This is a genomic window from Chitinophaga sp. 9-1-y, assembly GCF_059511905.2.
The window spans coordinates 4,899,123-4,919,253 of record NZ_CM197955.1 but is presented as its reverse complement, the minus strand read 5'-3'; the positions used below and the strand labels follow the sequence as shown (position 1 = coordinate 4,919,253).

Below are 20,131 nucleotides of genomic sequence, written 5' to 3'. Positions count from 1 at the left end.
GAGCATTTCCCATTCTAATGCTTTCTATCCCTCACGCTAAAATGATATACGCCTGAACCAATACTATAAACGAACCGTTTCCCTTCTTTCCTGATAAAGCGGACATCTTTCACCTGGTTCACCGGCTTGCCGTCAACATACACGTTGTTGCCAGGAGGAACAGGCAGATAAACCGTTGCTGCGGTATTTCCGGGGATCTCCGTGGTGAGTTCAAACGTGCCGTCCTGTTGTTTCCAGTCGCTTCTGATCAGGCCGTAGAGCGACTGGTAGCTGGCCTGCGCAAAGGTAATGCCGCCAACAGGTTGGGGGCGTATAATAATGTGTTTAAAGGCATTGCTGTTTTCAGTCTGATCTATTCCGGCTATGGTATTGTAAAACCATTCCATCAGGTGCCCCAGCATCAGGTGGTTGTTGGATACATTGCGATAGGCCTGCCAGGACTCCGTTAGCGCGGTAGCGCCATGCTCCAGCTGGTAACCATATCCGGGTACATCTGTGCGGGCATTCATCTGGTAAATCAGGTCGGATTTACCGGCAGCCTGTAATACACGTAACAGGAAACTGTGGCTGATTTCCCCAGTAGTGATGCTATTATTCCGTTGTTGTATATCTGTAATAATATGGTTGATCACGGCGGCTTTATCGGGGGATGGTACCAATCCCATGTAAACCGGCAACGCATTGGCTGCCTGGCTGCCACTGATATATTGTTTGGTAGTTTTATCGAAAAAGAACTTATTGAAGGCGGTTTTCACCCTGGCCATTTGTGCCTGGTAGCGGCGAACATCATCGTTGTATCCCAGTACCGCGGCTGTTTTGGTAAGGATGCTCAGATCGTAGTAGTAGAAGGCGGTGGCGGTATTGCCTTTGGGCGTGTTCTGGGATTCTCCGACACCATTTGGACCGATGTCGAACCAGTCGCCCAGCCCAAAGCATAACGTATCATTGACCGATTTACTTTCCAGGTACGACACATATCGCTGCATCATGTGGTAGTTGTCGTGGAGTATTTTTTTATCGTTGTACCATCGCCAGGCGTTCCAGGGTACTATTACAGCGGCGCTGCCAAATTCAGGCGCATCCCGGAAGCCACCGGAAAATTCCACATACTCCGGCGCAATATCTGGCACCATGCCATTGGGTAATTGGGCCTCGCGCATATCGGCGGTTATTTTGCGGAGCAGCAGGGCTACGTCGAAGTTATAGGAGATGGCATTTCCCATCAGGTGTGCCTCTTCGAGCCAGCCCAATTTTTCGCGGTGCGGACAATCTGTGAATACACTGGCCATATTGCTTTTCACTGCCCAGTTGATCAACCGGAAGATCCTGTTGAACAGCTCATAAGAACAGCTGAAGCTTCCCGCAGTAGCGGCTGCATTGCGTGTATGCCATCCTGCAATGGCGTGTACTTCTGGTAGGTGGGCAGGATTATTTTCTCCAACTGGTACAGCCCCTTCTACCTGGAGGTAACGGAAACCATAGTACGAAAACAGCGGATGCCATTGTTCAGCGCCTCCTCCCTTCAGGGTGTATTGGTACAAGCAGGGCCCCCCGGAAGCCTGTTGTGTAACGGCGCCATCTTCTGCTACCAGTTCTCCGGGCGTTATTTTCACGGTACTTCCTTTGCTGCCGGTGACGGTAATAGCCGGAATACCGGACGCATTCTGGCCCAGGTCATATACCCATACACCCGGACGGGGTTGATACACTTTTACCGGTTTCAGTGTATCCATTACCTTTAGGGGATCTGCCTGCTGGCTTTGCAGATTGGCAGGACCGTTTACCAGGAGGGCTGCTTTCCAGGAGCTGTCGTTGAAGAAAGGCTGATCCCAGCCAGCCTGTTCCAGTTCCGCATTATAGTCCTCGCCGCCGTAAATACTGGTGTAAGTTACCGGGCCAGGCGCTGTTTTCCAGGTGGGATCGCTGACGATGTTTTCGTAGCTGCCGTCTTCATATTCCAGTAGCAGCCGGCATATCATCTTAGGATATCCGAAAGTGCCTTCCAGTTTGCGGTAACGCTCTTTTGGGATATGATAAAATCCGTTTCCCAACATAACGCCCAACACATTGCTGCCGGGGTTGATTTGTTTCGTAAGGTCGAACGTGACGTAGAGGGTCTTTTTATCGTATTGTGTCCAGCCGGGATCCAGGAAGTGATCACCCACTTTAGGGCCATTTAAACTCAGCTCAAACTGGCCTAACCCGGAGATATACATGGTGGCCTGTTTCAGCGGTTTTTGCACAGAAAATGCTTTGCGTAACAGTGGCAATATGTTCCGGCTTTTGGCATTGGCAGTACGCTGCCGGTGATCATCTCCCGCCAGCTCTTCAAATGCAATCCAGGCCGCATGGTGCCAATCGGTGGAATCGCGCAGCCCCATTTTCCATTTCGCTGGTTCACTCCAGGAGGAGGCTTGTCCTTTGTTGTCCCAAACCCTGACTTTCCAGTAATAGGTTTTGGCGGGCAACAATGGTTGCCCGGAAAACTGGATCTGTATCGACTGTCCCCCTGGCTGACGCCGGGAATCCCAGATGTTACCGGTGTTTTTCCGCAGGAGATCCGGATCGTCCGACACCAGTACCTGGTAGGCTGTTTGCAGAACGCCGCGTGTAGCAGAAAACAACTCCCATGATAAATAGGGGCTGGCAGTTGTTATTCCCAACGGGTCTTTTTGATATTCGCATTTCAGCTGCGCTATCCGGGTGCTATCTTTCCCGGTAGCATTGACATTGTTCACAAAGAAGAGGCATGCTACTGCCATTATATATCTCAACATGGATACTCGTTACTTTTTATTTTCTAAAACAACCTTGCTGACTGCACTTCGTTTTCCTGACGGCGTAACAACAATGGTCTGAAAGGTTCTTTTTTCGTCCGGAGGAATGATGAACACGGGCGCATTCACAAATTCACGATCGTTGATGCCGGGTGTACTTCCATCGAGGGTAAAATAGATTTTAGCTCCCGGTACGGCAGGCTTCAGGTTAAAAGAAAAACGTTCCCCCTTCAACGTTGTATCTGCCGGGAGAAAGGCAACGGGCACCCGGTAGTTGTAACCCAGCTTATCGAACTTCGCCAGATGACGGGGCAACCTGTTTTCAGAGAAGCTCTGGTAATCTTTATTATTGGTAGCTGTCCAACCTATTTCCGCTAATGCCATTAAACGGGGAAGCGTCATGTATTGGATCTTCTGAACGGTAAGGATGAATTCTGTCCATATGTTGCCCTGTACTCCCAGGATATAGGGTTGCTCGCTGGTGGTGAGGGAGTGTGGCACCGGGTCATAATCGTAAAATGTGGAAGACCCGCCGGCACTGGCAGGCAGGAGGTCTGCAGCAGCTTCACCGTAATCGAAATACAGCCCGTTGGTGGAAGGCGACATGATGACTTCATGCTTCAATTTAGCGGCTTCAATGCCTCCTTTTTCTCCTCTCCAGCTCATCACGGCTGCGTCGCTGGCAAGGCCGCCTTCCAGTATTTCATCCCAGCCGATCACTTTTTTACCTTTCTTTTTTAGCAACTGAACGATGCGGTTGGTAAAATAGCTTTGTACTTCTTCACCATTTTTAAGTTGCTTTTCTTTCATCAGTGCCTGTACGCCGGCATTTTTCTCCCAAAATCCTTTATAGCATTCGTCACCACCGATGTGGATGTATTCATAAGGAAAGAGCGCGGTTATTTCAGTGAATACATCGTCGAGGAACTGGTATACTTTTTCATTGGCGGGATTGAGGGTGTTGTCGAGCAGTATTTCAAATTTGCCGTTGCCATACCAACGGGAGAAGTTACTACCGGGATTTACTTTGGCGCTCGTGTCCTGGGTGCAGGAAAGCTCCGGATAGGCGGCAATGGCAGCGAGGCTATGTCCTGGTACATCTATTTCCGGCAGAATCTGTATATAGCGGTCGGCGGCATATTTTACTACGGACCGGATTTCTTCCTGTGTATAGAAACCGCCGTCGGTAGCGGCTTCTCCGGGTAGCGGTGCTTCGTTAGCACCATAGTGCAGGTAGCGTGGTACGCGCCAGGCGCCGATGGAAGTGAGCCGGGGGTATTTTTTGATTTCCACGCGCCAGCCGTTGTCGTCTGTCAGGTGCCAGTGGAACCGGTTCAGCTTATAGGCCGCCATCAGGTCTATCAGGTCTTTAACTTCGGGTACGGTGAAGAAGTGCCTGGACACATCCAGCATAAGACCACGGTAACCGAATCGCGGGGCATCTTCCACTGTTAAGCAGGGTAGCGTTGCGTTACCGTTGATCTCCGCCGGAAACAGCTGTAGCAGTGACTGAACGCCGTAAAAAAGACCTGCTCCGTTGCCCGTAATAGTAATACGTTGAGGCGTAATTGTTAGTTGATATCCCTCCGGAGGTAATGATTCCGCGCCTTTACCGGTGAGTTCAATCACGTTGGCCTTTCCGGTGGCGGCTTTATCGAGGTAGGTCTGCAGCAATTTGGCAGCCTTGTCTGCGGAACCTACCGTTTTAATAGTAGTCTGGCGGCTTACGGTAAAGGTGCCACTTTGATATTGCACTTTTGATGGTGCAGGAATGATGCCGGCATAATGGTCTGGCGCCTGTGCCATACTCTGTAGGCCCGATAAGGAGAGCAATAACGGCAACGTGTATACGATTTGATGCTTTAAAAGGGTGTAAAGTTTCATAGTAAACCTGGTTTTATATGCTTATTTCCCGGGATGGAACCGGGTATTGTTTTCATACCAGTTGATGCCCTTTTCGCGATGTACGGGTATCACCGTATACATCAGCTTGGGTGGTTGTTGCCAGTCTTTCATCGGGTCGAAGCTGTTGAGCGGAAGTTTTACCAGTACGCTGTTCCAGCCTTTCTTTACTTTTACGGTGGTGGGTGGCCGGTAGGAGAAACCTTCATCTACCAGCGGGTCTTCCAGTCGCCCTGCTTCCCGGCCGGGCACTGCCCACGCGGGTGGTGGAATCAATGTACTGTTCAGCCATATCCGGCTCTTCATATAGTCCCATTCTCCTGCCGGCGGGGTGGCGTCCGCACCGGACCTGGAAAGGTCTTTCAACTCAGTAAACAGGGTAAGCGTGGTATCACTATTGCTCCAGAAACGGGTAAACGCATACCAGGTAGTATTTTCTTTGGGCCGTGGTAACCAGGCAGTGGTGCCCATAAAGGAATGGGTTTGCCAAAGCCAGATGGTACCACCGGTTACCCGCAGCGTGGCTGCTGAGTCGGCCAGCGATACCTGTTTTTCTTCGGGCCAGAAGGCGGTGGTTAGCGCACCTTTATTTTCAAACGGGCCAAACAGTTTCCAATGTATCCCGGTTTGTTTTACATACGGAAACGGCAACTGCGAAAAGTACTGCTGTTTATGAATCAGCAGTCGTGCTTCAAATGCGGCAAAATCTTTCGCTCTTTGAGAACTATCTTCTCCAATATAAAACATTACTCCCGGATATCCACCCCCCCGCCAGCTACGTTCTGCAAAAGCCAGCATCGATGGATATACGGGCGTCATCGATAGGAGGTCGGTTTCCCTGGCAACGCGGCGGTCGCTCCACAGGCAAATCTCCGCGCCCAGCATACTTTCATTTCCCCGTGTACGCTCACCTATCTGCCGGTTGAAAATAGTCACCACACTATTCAATGGATCCAGGTCGCTGAGGTAAAGAGAACGGGAATCGATATACTTTATGGCTGGGTTACCGATCTTCTCGTCCCGCCACATTTGCCGGATGGTGCTGCCGGGATCTCCACCCGGCGCCCAGGTAATTACTTCCTTACCATGCCGGTGAATAATGTCCGCTATCCGGGGCAATAAATTTTTGTTGCTGATATCTACCTCGTCGGCGCCGATATGGATAAACGGAATGTCGTAAGTGCCAGCCACTTCGTCAATCACCTCGGCGATCATTTGGCTGCCTTTTGCGCTTTGCATGTCTTCTCCGGTAGCCCTTCGAAAAGCGGCGCTATGGCCGGGAATATCGATTTCCGGCACCAGGGTAATAAAACGGTCTTTGCAATATTGGATCAACTCTTTCACTGTTGCGATAGAATAAAAATCCCCTTTATTCCTGGTCATGCTTTCGGGGGTAGTCAGCTCCGGATGCCCGGCCACCTGTAGTCTCCAGGCCACATCCTCTGTCAGGTGGAAGTGGAAAATATTCATTTTGTAGCGCGCCATAATGTCAATCTGCTGCTTCAGCTGTGCAATAGATTGGAAGTTCCGGCCCACATCTACCATATAACCTCTCCACCTGTAGGCAGGATAGTCGGTGATGTTACAACCGGGCAGGGTATGGTGTGTGGTGACAAGCTGATATAACGTTTGCAGCCCATTGAAAATACCATGTGCCGTATTAGCGGAAACGACTACACGTTTTTCGGTCACCACCAGGTGATAAGCTTCTTCCGGCAAATAGTCAGCAGGTACCTGGGTGAGCTTTAACTGAATGGTGTAGTCGCCGGTGGCGGTAGCCTTTACCGGAGCCTTCAGGCCATGTACTGCCAGCACCTTTGCCAGTGTCCGGGCCTGCATGACCAGGGAATCTTCACCGGCCACAATTTCCCGGCATCTGCCCAGTGGGAACTGTTCCATCGTCCAGGTGACCGACTGTGGCAGTGGCAGGAGGGCAGGATGTTGTTGGGCTTGTATTTGCCCATAGGCCAACAGCAACAAAATAATAGCCGGGATACAACAGAATGGTTTCCTGATATACTGTTTCACTTTAAAAAATTTAACGTTAAACTTATTAGTGCATTTATCTATCTCCCTGTTAATTCCTATGGTTTACTGGTAAGATAATCTGTATAAAAGGTATCTATACTCATGGAATCCGGTAGAAAAACGGTGCGGTACTGATAGCTGGTGCCGGGCTTCATATCCTTGATGGTAGAGGCATTCATGCTCACCGGGAAACTGCTCACCCGTTCGGCATCCTGCACATCGGTATATTTTACCTGGGTGGCACAGGCGCCGTTGGAGATATCCGCGCTGCTCCAGGTAATCACTATCGAATCGGGATAATGAGCGGTTTCCAGTACCATCCTGCTGAGCAGGCCTGATTGATAGATGGCTCCGTAGCTTGTTCCGAATACTTCTGCAGGCACAGACGAGTGGCCCCGGGCATCATAGGTTTTGATGATAAAAGAATAAGTTTTTTCCGGAAGATCAGGGATGATACAACTGATGGTATCCCCGGTGGGTGGAACGGTGACGCTGATAGAATCTGTATAGTTATTCCAGAAAATTTTTGCGGCTACAACACTGGGATCTGCATTTCTCAGCCAGGTAATTTTAGCCCGGTTGCGACCGGAATGTACCTGTGGCTGATTGGCTTTCCCGGCGTAGAAAATACCATCTGGCACCACAAATTGCTTATAGGTATTGTCCATTTTTTTGCAGGCTGTTCCTGCCAGTAAGGCCAGGCATAGCAGGGGAATATAGCAGGCTGTTTTTTTCATTTTCTTTGGTTTTAAATTCCGGGATCAGGGTACAATTTGCCCCCATAGATCTAGTTCTGCGATGACAATCGCTGTTGGTGAATCATATGTTTCCAGTGTTTTGAAACGTATATACCGCACGGCGGGTACCAAATGATCGAAGCTGAAATCTTCTCCATGAAGCCAGGCGTAGTTCATGTCTTCGGCGGAGTTGTTTCCCATCGGTAACCCGGAGGGTTTGAACGAATTAAAGGTGCCCAGCAGTTCCCAGTTTGTCCAGCTACCGTCGGGGCTGGGGTTGTTGGTGCCCCAAAGTTCAAATCTTTTCACGGCGCCACCGGCATAGAGGTGATCATATCTGAACTGGTGCTCCAGTATACGGCTGATGATTACTTTTTTGCCGATATCAATGGTGAACCACTGTGGTATTGTAGAAGCATTGGTAGAGGCAAATATGTAGTCGTACCAATCTATCCTGTTATCCCACAAGTGATCGATGGTCAGATTGAAGTAGGACTGCCATGTATCGGTAGGAAGCTTCAGCAGACTCCAGGTATTTTTGGGAATGGATACTTCGTATATGGGTTTCAGTGGTTTAATCAGGGTATCTGATTTATTATTCCACCGGTCTCTTACAAATACCGCGAATCTTCTGGCGGTGGTATCGAATCCTCTTACAGAAAAGTTACCGGAAGGCGCGGCGGTATAGAATGTGTTAATGGTAGTCCAGGTATTTTGTCCCGTAGAATCGAGCATGACGGTGATGGCCAGGTTATCTTTCGCCTCATTCTGGAAAGAGATTTGTACACCGCCGAAAGTGGCCGCCATGGCCAGCGAAGCAAACGTAGTGAGTACCGGCGCCCGTAATGGTCTTACGGATATTTCTACCGGTGCGGAAGCTTTTTCATTTCTGCCAACGCTGAAGAGCTGCACTTTATGTGTGAGGGTATCGCCAAAGCCTGTCAGATGCAGGGTATCTGTAAAATAAGAGGCTTTGGTTTCCCGCACGTTGCCCGGCTTGGTTTCATATACCGCTTTTACATAAGACAGGTGTGGATCTGCCGGCAGCCTGTAAGTAACTATTGCACCACCTGGTATGGCGGTTACCTGTATATTGTTTATCTGCGCCGGCGCCGGTGCATTGGAATCGGTGTATTCGATCCGGTCCCCTTTTTTACAGCAGAAGCATCCCAGTAAAAGGAATAAGAGGAGGGCGATATGTTGCAATGATTTCATACAAATGATTTTGAAATAGCAGGTTTACCAACCCAGGTTTTGTACTAAACTTCTGTCGATGGAAAGCGAATTTTCGCTGATAGGCCAGAAGTAATTCTTCAGCCCGAATTGTTGGTTGAAAATATTCTTGGGTCTGTAATAAGTGGCCGCCAGTTCCTGGCTAACATCCCAACCTTTAATGGGGCGGTTTAGCACTGTTTGTGCTTCTTTCCAGCGACGCAAATCCCAGAAACGCTGCCCTTCGAAGGCCAGTTCTATGAGTGTTTCCTGGTGGATGATGTCTCTCAAACCCCGTTGGGTGGTATATTTCGCGGGGTTATTGGAATAGGTGCTCCAGGAGGAGGCCACCGATTTTAGTCCGGCAGCATCTCTCACCAGGTCCAGGTATTGCAGTGCTTCGGTCACTGGTCCGCTGCTTTCATTCAATGCCTCCGCGTACATCAGGTATAAAGCAGACAGCCGCATAATAGGCCAGGGATAATAGGTAACGGAATAATCGTTTCCGGTGCCGATGACGTTTTGGAAATGAATAGGTTTTTTCAGGTAGTAGCCCGTCACCGTGCCGAAGTTGGGTTTACCGCCGCCATTTTGTTCGTGGTGTTTGGCCCGCAGGTAAAAGAGATCGCCGGGTTTGCTGTCGTCATATCTTCCCTGGCCATACATGATACCACCATCAAATCCCAGATCGGCGTAGAACCGGGGTTCCCTGTTGAAGTTCAGGTAGGCGGTAGTATAATCTTTCCGTATGTAGAGGGCATCGCTATCGCCGGCAATTTTCAACGTGTAGCGGTTGCTGTAGTCGTAAGTTTTATCTTCTGCAATGGGGACGCCATGGTTGCTATAAAACATCTCGGCTATATGTAGCGGTGGCGATAGCCAGCCGCGTATCCAGGTGATGTCGGCATTGGCGGGATCCCAGGGAGTGGAGATTAACCACTGGAGATTGGAAGAATTGGTGAGTGTATTGGCCCAGATAATGCCGCTATTCCATCTTTCACAAAGGTTGTTACGGATGCTCAACTGTGTGGTGATCGTATCTGTAAGATGGTACAGTTGGAAATCAGGATGATATTTGTAAAGGTGCATACCTGTTTGGTGACAGGCGTCTATGGCGCGTTTACAGGCTGCAGCGGCGGAGTCCCATTTTGTTTTGGAGAAAACGGTGTTGAAAAGTTGTACCCCTTCCTGGCCTTTGAGGCCGCCTTCATCGGAGTTGCCGTTGAACAGGGGGCTGGCAGCATATACCAATACTTTTGCTTTTATAGCCAGGGCAATAGGCTGCGTAACACGTCCCAGTTCATTGGCAGGGTCTGTGATAACTGGTGGCAGATCTCCGATAGATGCATTGAGCAATGACACCATGTAATGGAAACAGGAATCCATCGGTGCGCGGCCCTTGTTTATTTCGTGCCCTTCTGCATTTACCGGCACATTGGTTTTCAGGAGCGGAATGGGGCCGTACATGGTGACGAGGCAAAAATGATAGTATGCTTTCAGGAACTGTACTTCCGCGGTCCATCTGCGCTTTTCTGTTTCACTGAGGTCAGGTACCTTGCCAACATTTTCCAGGAAAATATTACAGTCGCGGATCGCCTTGTAATAATATCCCCAACGATCGCCAATGGGCGACACCACATTCTGATACCCTTGTGCAATACCAAAATATCCGCCCTCGGTAGCAAACCTCCACAATTCATCGCCACCCACCATCGCGGGGTCGTTGTCGAAGTCCCCGTTCCTGGGAATATAGGAGTAGCAGGTAAACAGGTACTTCTTGGCCTGAATGCGCGAAGTAAAAGCATTGTCCAGGGTGGCCACATTATCGGGTACCACGTCCAGGAATTTAGAGCAGGAGCAGCACAGGCATAGGATCAGCCATAAGCAAGCCTTTTTCATTCCATTATCTTTCATGGTAAAATTTGTTTTGTGTATTTATCCGGTGGCCGGCGATTAATTAAAATTGATATTCAGTCCTATGTTCACCACGCGTTGTACCGGGTATCCAAGGCCATTTCCACCCATTTCCACATCCCACAGGGTAAACTTGCTGATGTTGAGGAGGTTGGTGGCATTGAGGTAAATACGGCACAAAGAGGTATGCATCTTTTGCTGCCAGCGCTTCGGTAAAGTGTATCCCAGTTCTATTTGTTTCAGCCGCAGGAAGGAGCCATCGCGCATGAACCAGGTGCTGGGTTGTGCATTGTTCCAGTTGACATCAGGGCTCAAACGGGGCCAGAGTGCATGTACATCCTGGTGTTCCTCTGACCAGTGACTATCTGCATATGCTTTCAGCAACTGATTCTGCTGGGCAAAAGGCGAGGTGGCAGCGGGGTCTATCCAGAAAGACTCGTTGGCCAATCCCTGGAAAAACATGGAGAAGTCCAGGCTTTTGTAACCCATGGAGAACCCGAACCCATATACGATTTCAGGTACGGTAGGATGACCGATAGGTACCATATCCGCTTCTGTGATCTGTCCATCCCGGTTTACATCCAGGAATTTGATATCACCACCGCCATACGGGCCGAAGTTTTGTTTGGGGGAATTGAGTGCTTCCGCATCGTCTACAAACAGCTTCTCTGCAATGTAGCCGAAAGCCTGGTTGAGAGACTGCCCGGCGCGATACCGATAGGCCTCTGCGTATTTGGGCTCTTCATAGTGTTTGTATTTACTGGTGGCGTAGGTAAAATTACCCATCACGGAAGCCCAGCAATCATTGCGGAAGAATTGTTTATAGTCGAGCGACAAGTCCATACCGCTGGCAGTAGCTACGCCCACATTGGCCATAACAGGCGCCGCAAAGCCCGCCGATTCAGGAATAGACTTCCGGGTCATGAGGATATGATCCCGGTATTGGGAATAGTATTCTGCTGTAAAATTCAGTTTGTTGAACAGCCCCAGATCCAGCGCAATGTTCTTTTGTTTGGCCGTTTCCCAGGTGATATCGGGGTTAGCATACCGGGAGATAGAAATGCCGTTAAGGCTGTATTGGGTGCCAGGATCACGGCCAAAGATGGCGCCTTTGTTGCCGTCATTCATATTCACATTCGAAAGGTAGAAAAACCGGTCCTGAGGCGAGCCGATGGCGTCATTGCCAATAATGCCGTAGGTAGCCCGGAACCGCATATTCGTGATCACCTTATCAATGGACTTCATGAATGACTCGTTAGAAATGGTCCATGCCAGCCCGAAGGCAGGGAAGAAACCGAAACGATGGTGCTGGTCGAACCGCTCAGACCCATTGTACCCAAAGTTAAATTCTGCATAGTAACGTTTGTCGTAATCGTAGGTGAGCCTGCCGGATAAGCCCAGGTTGCGGAAGGGGAGCGACTGCTGCAGGTCGCCGGCGTTGGCGTTCAGGCGGCTTTGTGCCATGAATACCACCATGCCGCTTATGCCGCTTTTATCGAAGCTCCGGTCGTAGTTCAGGCGTGACTCCAGGTAGAAAGCAGTGCTGATAGTTTTGCCACCTTCCTTGTAGCCCAGGTATTCCGTACCATCATTAGGATTGATATTCGTAGTAAAAAAGTTGTTTGATAGTTTGTCGTAGGCATCCAGTTTATACCAGAATGGGTTGTAGTAGCGGCTTACCTCAAAGTAGGAAGTCCGGTTGGTATTCATCATGGCGCTGGCTACCAAACCCGGTGTGATTGCTTTCAGGTTCTGTTTCAGTTCCAGTTGTGCCAGCATCAGGGAGCGGGAATAATTCTTGTAGCCTTTCACCATATCCGCATAAGGGTTAATATACTGGCCCTGGTCGTAGTTCCCGAACATAATATGCTTTACATATCGGTGTGCATCATCTACGGGGTAAAATGCAGGAAACAATACGGGATTGGCACGCATTACTTTCTGGAACATGGTGGTGCCACCATCGAGCGGGCCTGTGTAATCGTCGAAGTTGCCGCTAAGGCGTACCGTCATTTCCGTTGTACGGGTGAGATTTATATCCACGTTAGACCGCAGGCTGTAACTATTGAGGCGGATATTGCTGTTGAAGTTATTACGATGGTCTACTTTCATGAGGCCATTATCGCGGTTATATGCGCCGGATACATAATACCTGGCTACACCGCCGCCACCACTTACACTTAGGTTGGCGCGTTGGTTGGAGGTATAATCTTTAAACATGATTTTTCTCCAGTCATTCGCCGGATAGGCGATGGCGTTAGTACCTGCGGCGGTATTTTCAATTTTTTCTTCGGAGTAGGGGAGTACGCCCAGCGGATCGCGGGTAAGCACTGCTTCATTGCCCAGTTTCATGTAGGTGACGGGGTCTGCGAGTTCAATATTTTTGGTGGGGGCAGAAAGCGAGTTTTCTATGCGGAAAGACAGGTGGGCCTTCCCGATGCCTCCTTCTTTGGTAGTAACGAGAATCACGCCGTTGGCGGCCCGGGAACCATACAGCGCGGTGGCGCTGGCATCTTTCAATATAGAAAAGCTGGCGATATCATCCACCTGGAGACGGGCAAGGTCGGTGGTGGTAAGCTCGATGCCATCAATCAGTATCAACGGATCTTTCTTATATCCGAAAGTAGTGACTCCCCGGATAAAGAATTGTGCATTATCCTGACCGGGTTCCCCGCTTCGCTGGAAGGCGATTACGCCGGCAGCTTTGCCGGCAAGCGCAGTGGTCAGGTTACTGGAGGGCACTTTCAGATCAGCCGGCCGGATGGTGGTAACGGAGCCTACTACATCATTCCGTTTTTTGGTGCCAAATGCTACCACTACCACGTCTTTCAGTTGACTGGATATGGATTGCAGGCTGATGTTTAACGTAGTTTGGAGGCCTACTTTTACATGTTTTTCTATGTATCCGATGTAACGGAAGATCAGGGAGTCGCCGTTTTGCGCCTCAATAAAATATTTTCCCTGCTCATTGGTGGTGGTACCCCGGGAAGTACCCATTACCTGGATGGTGACCCCGGGAATAAAGGAGTTGTCGTCTGATGAAGCCACTGTTCCGGTGATGATACTGCGTTGCTGAGCGGATAGCCCGGCGCTTTGCAGTAATATCAGCAGCAAAAAGAAGTACTGCTTGTAACGTGGACTTTTTTTTAAGGAGACGAGGAGGCGGCGCGTTAGTAATAACGTCGAGTTTTTCATTATGCTTACTGTTTGCATTTAATGTAAGTGGTGATAAGCATCTTCAGTTGCCGGTGGCCAGTATCCGGCAATTAAAGGAGCACTGAAATTTATTCCGGTTGATATTGGATGTCTTTTACTATAATTTTTCAGGCAGATATTTAGCCACCAGTTCAGTCGCCCTTCGTCCGATTTTCTTATTCGCCGGACCAATACGATCACAGTACCCCGGTGCTGGTAACGTCAATGGGGTAGTGCCGGAAACATTGGTTGATAGCGAATATCCAAGGATTGCATAAAGCAAAATTCTTCCAAATAAGGTGAACAAACCAACACTTTAGAAGATATTACCTGCACTTTTTTGACCATTTTTCCGGAGAGAAAGGAAAAAATAGCTCCTGTTTGGATAGGAGTGTTGGGAGATGTATCGCCTGGAAATAATATGGGATTTCACACAGGCAGGTCCGTTAGCGACATAGCGGTACAGGAAGCAATGTACCGGTGCCGATGCAATGCACTACATACCGAAGGAACAACAGTTTACCGAAATGCAAGAATTGCATCCGTAGCACGCAAATAGCCGCCTGCGCTACGGATGGTGTCTTTTATATGGTGTACCGCATGCCTGATCGATTCGCTTTGGAATACTGTGGTAACCGCCTCCCGAAGTGCTTCAGCAGTAAAATTTGTACGGTCAAGAATAAGGCCCAGATGCAAGTCCCGTACGCGTTCTGCTGTTGTTACCTGTTCCTGTATAGAGGGTAGAACAACCATAGGTACACCATAATACAGGCTTTCCATAGTGCTGTTTAAGCCGCCATGGGTGACAAAAACATCCACATGAGGGAGCAGGGCCGTCTGGGGTACGGAGCGTTTTACCACAAAATTACCAGGTATGGGTTCCAGCGCAGGCAAGTCGATGTGATCTCCAACGGACATGACTACGCTCCAGCCAGGTGTTGCAAATGCAGCGAAACACTTGCGGTAAAAATCAGGTTCATTATTTCGTAATGTGCCCAGTGAAACATAGATCCTGATGGTTGGTGATGGGCTGCCTGACGCTATGGGCCAGGAGATGGGAGGTTGTGCTGTAAAGGATGGCCCTACAAAAAGAAAACGCTCGTCGAATTGCGTTCCATCCACCTGGAATGTTTTTGGCAGAAATACCAACGTTAGTCCGGGCACTTCTGAAAGTAGCTCCTGAAGGGTAATGACAGGGAGCTGGTACGATGTTGTAACGGCTGCAAGTGCCTCATTGGCAGCATGCGCAAGTAATTTTAAATTAGGGTCGGTAAAAGTTGCTATCATCTTTTGCTGTCGCCTGGGACTATGAAATGGCCGGAACGCGATAGCGGGTAATCCCAATATCCGTGCTGCGAGTTTGGCCGTAAGCAACATGGTATTAAATATAATACAGTCAGGGTTTATACTTTTCAACTTGTCTACCATTTCCGGTACTATCCGGGGCGATTCACGCGCCATTAAAAACGGTAAAAGCGCAATCTCTTTATCTCCTGGTGGCGTTGTATGTTTGCTTCGTAAAGTTTCTGCTAATGTGACCGGGATAGCACCCGCTTTTTGTACGGCATCAGCAAAGGACTCGCCAATAAAATAATAAACCTTGTGGCCTCGCCTGGTTAGCTCGGTAACAATGGGGAGCGTTGGGTTCACATGGCCATGTGCCGAAATATTGAAAAAAACGTAAGTGGGCATATTTTTTATATTCCTGTGTAAGCATGGTATCTTACCTAAAGATAGATCAATTGTTTCCAAAGAATCTCCTTTGCGAGTCACGTTTTATAGCACCTATTTAGCTTACCTGCGAACCGGCTGTTTAACATAAGATAATATTAATTACTTTACCGTATAGTCCTTTACGTCTACTTCCGATAATCTGAAATATCCATAAGCGAAGTTGGAGAAATGGGTCTGATTGATGATATTTCCTCTCACTGAACCAGGCGTTGTTTGAAACGGGCCGCTACCAGCCCCGGATGCTGCCAACAATTTTCTGAAATAATCATAATATCTCCGGGAAATTCCATACAGCCGGATGTTTATAAGATCTCCGGCTTTCAGATCTTTATCGGAGAAATATTCCTGCATTAGTTTGCCCTGGCTGTTCTCGTCGTCTTTGGCTTTGTAATCCGGATACTTTGATACCGGTGATAGAATACGGTGTAGATAGTAATTTTCTTCATTGCCATTATCCTGGTAGTAATAGGTGATTTCTACTTCATCACCGCCAAATCCGCCATCATTGTCCTGTTTAATATTATTTTCAATATTCGGCGCCCCTATGCAAGTTTCGGTGGCGGTATAAACTTCCCCGTTTAAAGTTACTTTTAATGTATAGGTTTCCCCGATAACCGGCTGGAAATTAGAACAGATATATTCTCCTGTACCGGGATTTTCTATGAAACTAAAAGCAGTATTTGCTGCATTTGTTATAACAATATCCGCTCCTGAAACTGTTGGGAATGTCTTGCTGTAATATCCCGTTGTGGTGGAGAGTTTGATTTTCTGCTCATGGCCTGTTGTGCCTTTTATCCAATCGATCGATGCGTCAATGACCAATTTCGGTGCTGCTGTTTCTAAATCTACTTCCACCACTTTAGTGCAGGATAGCAAAAAGACGCCGCATAGCGCCACCAGGTATTTAAGTATATTTTTCATTTTTATAGTATTAGAATTTGAAATTGTAGGTTACCCCCGGAATGATGCCGAAAATCGATATTCTTTTTGCTTCGCTCAGCCCTGTTTCCCTGTTTTGCTCGAACATAATAGATGCGGCGTTGCCCCTGTTGTAAACATTGTAAATACTGAACACCCATTCGCCTTTCCACCTTTTTTTGCTGTTAGGTTTTGGCGTGTAGGTGGCCGATAAATCCAGGTGATGATAAGCCGGAAGTGAATTAATGTTTCGTTCTCCGTAATTCCCGATCGTAATTCCCTGGTACTCATATTTACCGATGGGATAAGTGGCGGCTTTCCCTGTTTGGTAGGTGAAGATGCCGCCAAAACTCCATTTTTTCGTCAGTTGATAAGCAGCGGTAAGTGAAAAATTATGCGTTTTATCGTAGTTGGCGCGATACCATTCGCCGTTGTTAATACCGGGTTCTTCTGCGTTTCTTCCCGGTGTGCGTTGCTCTGCTTTAGAAAGCGTGTAAGAAAGCCAGCCGGTTACTTTCCCGGTATTTTTCTTCAGCATCAACTCCAGTCCGTAAGCCCTTCCCTCTCCGTTCAGCAATACCTGTTCTATGGCTTTTTGGGCGATTAATTCGGCGCCGTCAATGTAATCAGCTTTATTTTTTATTTTCTTGTAAAAGGCTTCTGTTTCCAGGGAGTATTTCCCATGGTTGAAATTTCTGAAATAGCCCAATGCCACCTGGTCAAGAATCTCAGGCTTCAAAAACTGGTCGCTCGGCGCCCATATATCGAGCGGAGAGACAGAAGCGGTGTTGGAAATTAAATGGATATATTGGCTCATCCGGTTGTAACTCGCCTTAATGGACTGATTGTCATTTATGAGATAAGAAACGGCCAAACGAGGTTCTAAATTTCCAAAACCAGCAATCTTTTCGTTTTTACCATACTGTGTTACACCCGTGGGTTTTGCTGCTTCATAAATTTGTAATCCGGGATTGAATACTACTGCCTGATTATTGGCATAGTTATTTACGTTTTGTTCCCCCAGCCGTAAGAAATTGCTGTATCGTAATCCATAAGTCAATGATATTTTATCCGTGAGTTTTTGCTCGGCACTGATATATATTGCATTTTCCCAGGCATATTTTTTTTCAAGCTGGTCGGGATTGATAGGCGATTTGGCGTCCATTGGTTTTATGGTGCCCGGATTGAATTGGTAGTAGATGGAATTGATACCATAATTCAAAACCAGCTTGTCAGACAGGTGATGGTTAAAATTGTATTTCAGGTTATAATTACGGATATCCGATGCCCAGTCAATGCCAACATATTTTATCTTCAGGCCGTAATCGTACTTGCTATAGATGATGGATGCATTGGAGAAAAACTTATCGGAAAAGTTATGATTCCAGCGAAGGTTAAAGAAGGAGTTCCCATAATTGTTGTTGAAGAAATTGCTGAAATCCATTTTATCCTTGCCGAAATATCCGGAAAGGAAAATCCGGTTATTGTCATTGATGTTGTAATTCAGTTTGGCATTCAAATCATAAAAAGAAACAGCATTGGGATTGTTGGCCAGTTTCATAAACAATTGAGCATAAGAAGTACGACCAGCGACCACGAACGAGCCTTTGTTTTTTACAATAGGGCCTTCTACCAATAGCCTGCTCGAAATGGCTCCTATGCCGCCTGTTAGGTGATATTCCTGGTTGTTTCCTTCTTTTTGGTAAATATCCAAAACAGAGGAAGTACGTCCGCCGAAATTGGCAGGTATACCGCCTTTATACAGTTTCAGATCTTTAATCACATCCGCATTAAAAACGGAGAAAAAGCCGAACAGGTGTGATGTATTGTAAACAACAGCTTCGTCTAACAATATCAGATTGCCGTCAACCGAACCTCCCCTGACGTTAAAGCCTGTTGCTCCTTCCTGTGAGGTGGAAACTCCCGGAAGTTGCAGGATAGCTTTCAAAATATCTACCTCGCCCATTACTGCCGGCATTTTTTTGATAGTGGCGATAGATAGCTTATTCACACTCATTTCCGGTTTTTGGATGTTATTGGCTGACCCATTGTATTTTACCACTACTTCATCCAAAGTTTTACTTTTTTCAAGCATCGAAAAGTTTTTCTTGGTGTTTTCTGTCAGCGTAATATGTTCTTCAATGGTCTCAAACCCTATACAGCTGATAACGATGGTGTATTCTCCTTTAGGCAGGGTGATGGAATAGAAGCCATACGCGTTGGTAACGGTTGAAACTTTTGCCCCGGGAATGAAAATGCTTGCACCGATGATTGTTTCGGTGTTTGTTTTCATGTTGACTGTTCCACTCAATGTGACTTTCTGTTGAGGATAGGCATTGAATGAAATAGCAATAAGCAGCAGTACATAAATGATCTTGTATCCCATTTGTAAGAATAGATTTAACAATTGTAAGTTGGACACAAAATTATTTCTTTGAGGAACTGCCTTTTTTTAATTATACCAAACATGGTATCTTTTATAGCAAATTATGCCGGGGTACTACAAGATATATTTCTGTTTGATGCATTTTTATAATGCTTCCCGGTTTCGTATAAAAAGCATACACTTTCGTATAAAAAACAGGACAGACCATAGCTTTAATGATTAAATTTGTGCTATACAGTTTTATAAATGAATGATTTTGACCATCAACAGCCTATTAGCGAAAATGTGCTTTTTCGTTTCTTGATTTCGCCCGGCCGCAGGATATTCCGGCATTTGTTGCTCATTGTTTTTATTGGTGCTGTATTGTATAACAGTACTTCCGTGATTGCCAATCCGTTGGCAATATTCATATATTTTATTAGTTTGTTCTATGTAAACATGTACCTGCTGGTGCCAAAGCTTTTGTTCAGGAATAAAAATATTAAGTACTGTTTATCTGTGATCAGCATCCTGGTTGTAGTGGCAGTTTGTGGTTATTTTTTCAATCCTTTTAATAAAGATAATGAGCTGAATATTCCGCTTTTTTCCTTCCTTACCGTGCTGCTGTTAGCGGCTTCCTCCTCCATAAAGCTGTTTCAAAAGGGAATGATGGACAGGCAATTGATTTACGAGCTGGAGCAGTCGAAGAGTTATGCGGAATTAGAACAATTGAAAAACCAAATCAACCCGCATTTTTTATTTAATATGCTGAATAATGCCAATGTGCTAACGAAGAAAGATCCCGAAAAAGCTTCGCAGGTTTTGATGAAGCTGAGCGATTTACTTCGCTACCAGCTTTACGACAGCGCAAGAGATAAAGTGCTATTGACTTCGGATATTCATTTCCTGGAAGATTTTTTAAATTTGGAAAAAGTAAGGAGAGATAGTTTTGATTTCCTGATTTCAAAAGAAGGAGATTTGAGCGGCGTGCAAATTCCTCCTTTGCTGTTCATCCCGTTTGTGGAAAATGCGGTGAAGCATAATAATGATGTAACAAAATTGTCTTATATAAACCTGTATTTCGACGTCAGAAATGATGAACTTTTCTTTAAATGCATCAACTCCAAGCCCGCGCATAAATCCGTTAATAGTACAGGCGGACTGGGGTTGACAAATGTTAAACGAAGACTGGAACTTTTGTTCCCGGCAACACACGTTCTAAATATCGAAGATGACTCAGAAAGGTATTGTGTAACTTTAACCATAAAACTATGACTTACGTACCAGTCAATGACGTGCTAACCTTGTAGGAAAGGAAGATTCAAGTATCAGCGGCGATTATTTTGTTA

Annotated in this window: 11 protein-coding genes; 1 reads left to right on the top strand and 10 read right to left on the bottom strand. The window is 47.1% G+C overall.

Features of this window, described 5'->3' with window-relative positions:
- Positions 1-14 precede the first annotated feature (14 nt).
- The 10 genes from AC5ZC7_RS19260 to AC5ZC7_RS19215 form a co-directional block, all read right to left on the bottom strand.
- Entirely contained in the window at positions 15-2,777 is a 2,763-nt protein-coding gene (locus AC5ZC7_RS19260) for a family 78 glycoside hydrolase catalytic domain (RefSeq protein ID WP_496157270.1), read from the bottom strand.
- A 9-nt stretch (positions 2,778-2,786) separates the two neighbouring features.
- Positions 2,787-4,661 carry a family 20 glycosylhydrolase gene (locus AC5ZC7_RS19255; protein ID WP_496157271.1) on the bottom strand — a complete coding sequence of 625 codons (1,875 nt, stop codon included), beginning with the start codon at positions 4,659-4,661 and terminating at the stop codon, positions 2,787-2,789.
- 21 nt (positions 4,662-4,682) lie between these two features.
- Positions 4,683-6,707, bottom strand: a complete 2,025-nt coding sequence (locus tag AC5ZC7_RS19250) for a family 20 glycosylhydrolase (protein ID WP_496157272.1) — start codon at positions 6,705-6,707, stop codon at positions 4,683-4,685.
- Positions 6,708-6,763: 56 nt separating this feature from the next.
- Positions 6,764-7,444 (bottom strand): DUF4998 domain-containing protein, encoded by a 681-nt coding sequence (locus AC5ZC7_RS19245; RefSeq protein WP_496157273.1) that lies wholly within the window; start codon positions 7,442-7,444, stop codon positions 6,764-6,766.
- 24 nt (positions 7,445-7,468) lie between these two features.
- Positions 7,469-8,659, bottom strand: a complete 1,191-nt coding sequence (locus AC5ZC7_RS19240) for a DUF5000 domain-containing lipoprotein (RefSeq protein WP_496157274.1) — start codon at positions 8,657-8,659, stop codon at positions 7,469-7,471.
- A 24-nt stretch (positions 8,660-8,683) separates the two neighbouring features.
- Positions 8,684-10,570: a RagB/SusD family nutrient uptake outer membrane protein gene (locus AC5ZC7_RS19235; protein WP_496157275.1), complete on the bottom strand. Its 1,887-nt coding sequence runs from the start codon at positions 10,568-10,570 to the stop codon at positions 8,684-8,686.
- A 39-nt stretch (positions 10,571-10,609) separates the two neighbouring features.
- Positions 10,610-13,765 carry a SusC/RagA family TonB-linked outer membrane protein gene (locus AC5ZC7_RS19230; RefSeq protein WP_496157276.1) on the bottom strand — a complete coding sequence of 1,052 codons (3,156 nt, stop codon included), beginning with the start codon at positions 13,763-13,765 and terminating at the stop codon, positions 10,610-10,612.
- A gap of 519 nt (positions 13,766-14,284) precedes the next feature.
- The gene (locus AC5ZC7_RS19225) at positions 14,285-15,457 is read right to left on the bottom strand and encodes a macrolide family glycosyltransferase (RefSeq protein ID WP_496157277.1); all 1,173 of its coding nucleotides are present in this window, start codon (positions 15,455-15,457) and stop codon (positions 14,285-14,287) included.
- A gap of 141 nt (positions 15,458-15,598) precedes the next feature.
- Entirely contained in the window at positions 15,599-16,420 is an 822-nt protein-coding gene (locus AC5ZC7_RS19220) for a DUF4249 family protein (RefSeq protein ID WP_496157278.1), read from the bottom strand.
- A gap of 10 nt (positions 16,421-16,430) precedes the next feature.
- Complete coding sequence (locus AC5ZC7_RS19215) at positions 16,431-18,803, bottom strand: carboxypeptidase-like regulatory domain-containing protein (RefSeq protein ID WP_496157279.1); 2,373 nt, start codon at positions 18,801-18,803, stop codon at positions 16,431-16,433.
- Between the two features lie 246 nt (positions 18,804-19,049).
- Here AC5ZC7_RS19215 and AC5ZC7_RS19210 point away from each other — a divergent pair, with 246 nt between their 5' ends.
- Positions 19,050-20,057: a histidine kinase gene (locus tag AC5ZC7_RS19210; protein ID WP_496157280.1), complete on the top strand. Its 1,008-nt coding sequence runs from the start codon at positions 19,050-19,052 to the stop codon at positions 20,055-20,057.
- Positions 20,058-20,131: the final 74 nt, after the last annotated feature.

Excerpts from the sequence above, each read along its gene's own strand:
- AC5ZC7_RS19260 (WP_496157270.1), bottom strand. The coding sequence starts at position 2,777 with ATGTTGAGATATATAATGGCAGTAGCATGCCTCTTCTTTGTGAACAAT.
- AC5ZC7_RS19255 (WP_496157271.1), bottom strand. The coding sequence starts at position 4,661 with ATGAAACTTTACACCCTTTTAAAGCATCAAATCGTATACACGTTGCCG.
- AC5ZC7_RS19245 (WP_496157273.1), bottom strand. The coding sequence starts at position 7,444 with ATGAAAAAAACAGCCTGCTATATTCCCCTGCTATGCCTGGCCTTACTG.
- AC5ZC7_RS19240 (WP_496157274.1), bottom strand. The coding sequence starts at position 8,659 with ATGAAATCATTGCAACATATCGCCCTCCTCTTATTCCTTTTACTGGGA.
- AC5ZC7_RS19235 (WP_496157275.1), bottom strand. The coding sequence starts at position 10,570 with ATGAAAGATAATGGAATGAAAAAGGCTTGCTTATGGCTGATCCTATGC.
- AC5ZC7_RS19230 (WP_496157276.1), bottom strand. The coding sequence starts at position 13,765 with ATGAAAAACTCGACGTTATTACTAACGCGCCGCCTCCTCGTCTCCTTA.
- AC5ZC7_RS19225 (WP_496157277.1), bottom strand. The coding sequence starts at position 15,457 with ATGCCCACTTACGTTTTTTTCAATATTTCGGCACATGGCCATGTGAAC.
- AC5ZC7_RS19220 (WP_496157278.1), bottom strand. The coding sequence starts at position 16,420 with ATGAAAAATATACTTAAATACCTGGTGGCGCTATGCGGCGTCTTTTTG.
- AC5ZC7_RS19215 (WP_496157279.1), bottom strand. The coding sequence starts at position 18,803 with ATGGGATACAAGATCATTTATGTACTGCTGCTTATTGCTATTTCATTC.
- AC5ZC7_RS19210 (WP_496157280.1), top strand. The coding sequence starts at position 19,050 with ATGAATGATTTTGACCATCAACAGCCTATTAGCGAAAATGTGCTTTTT.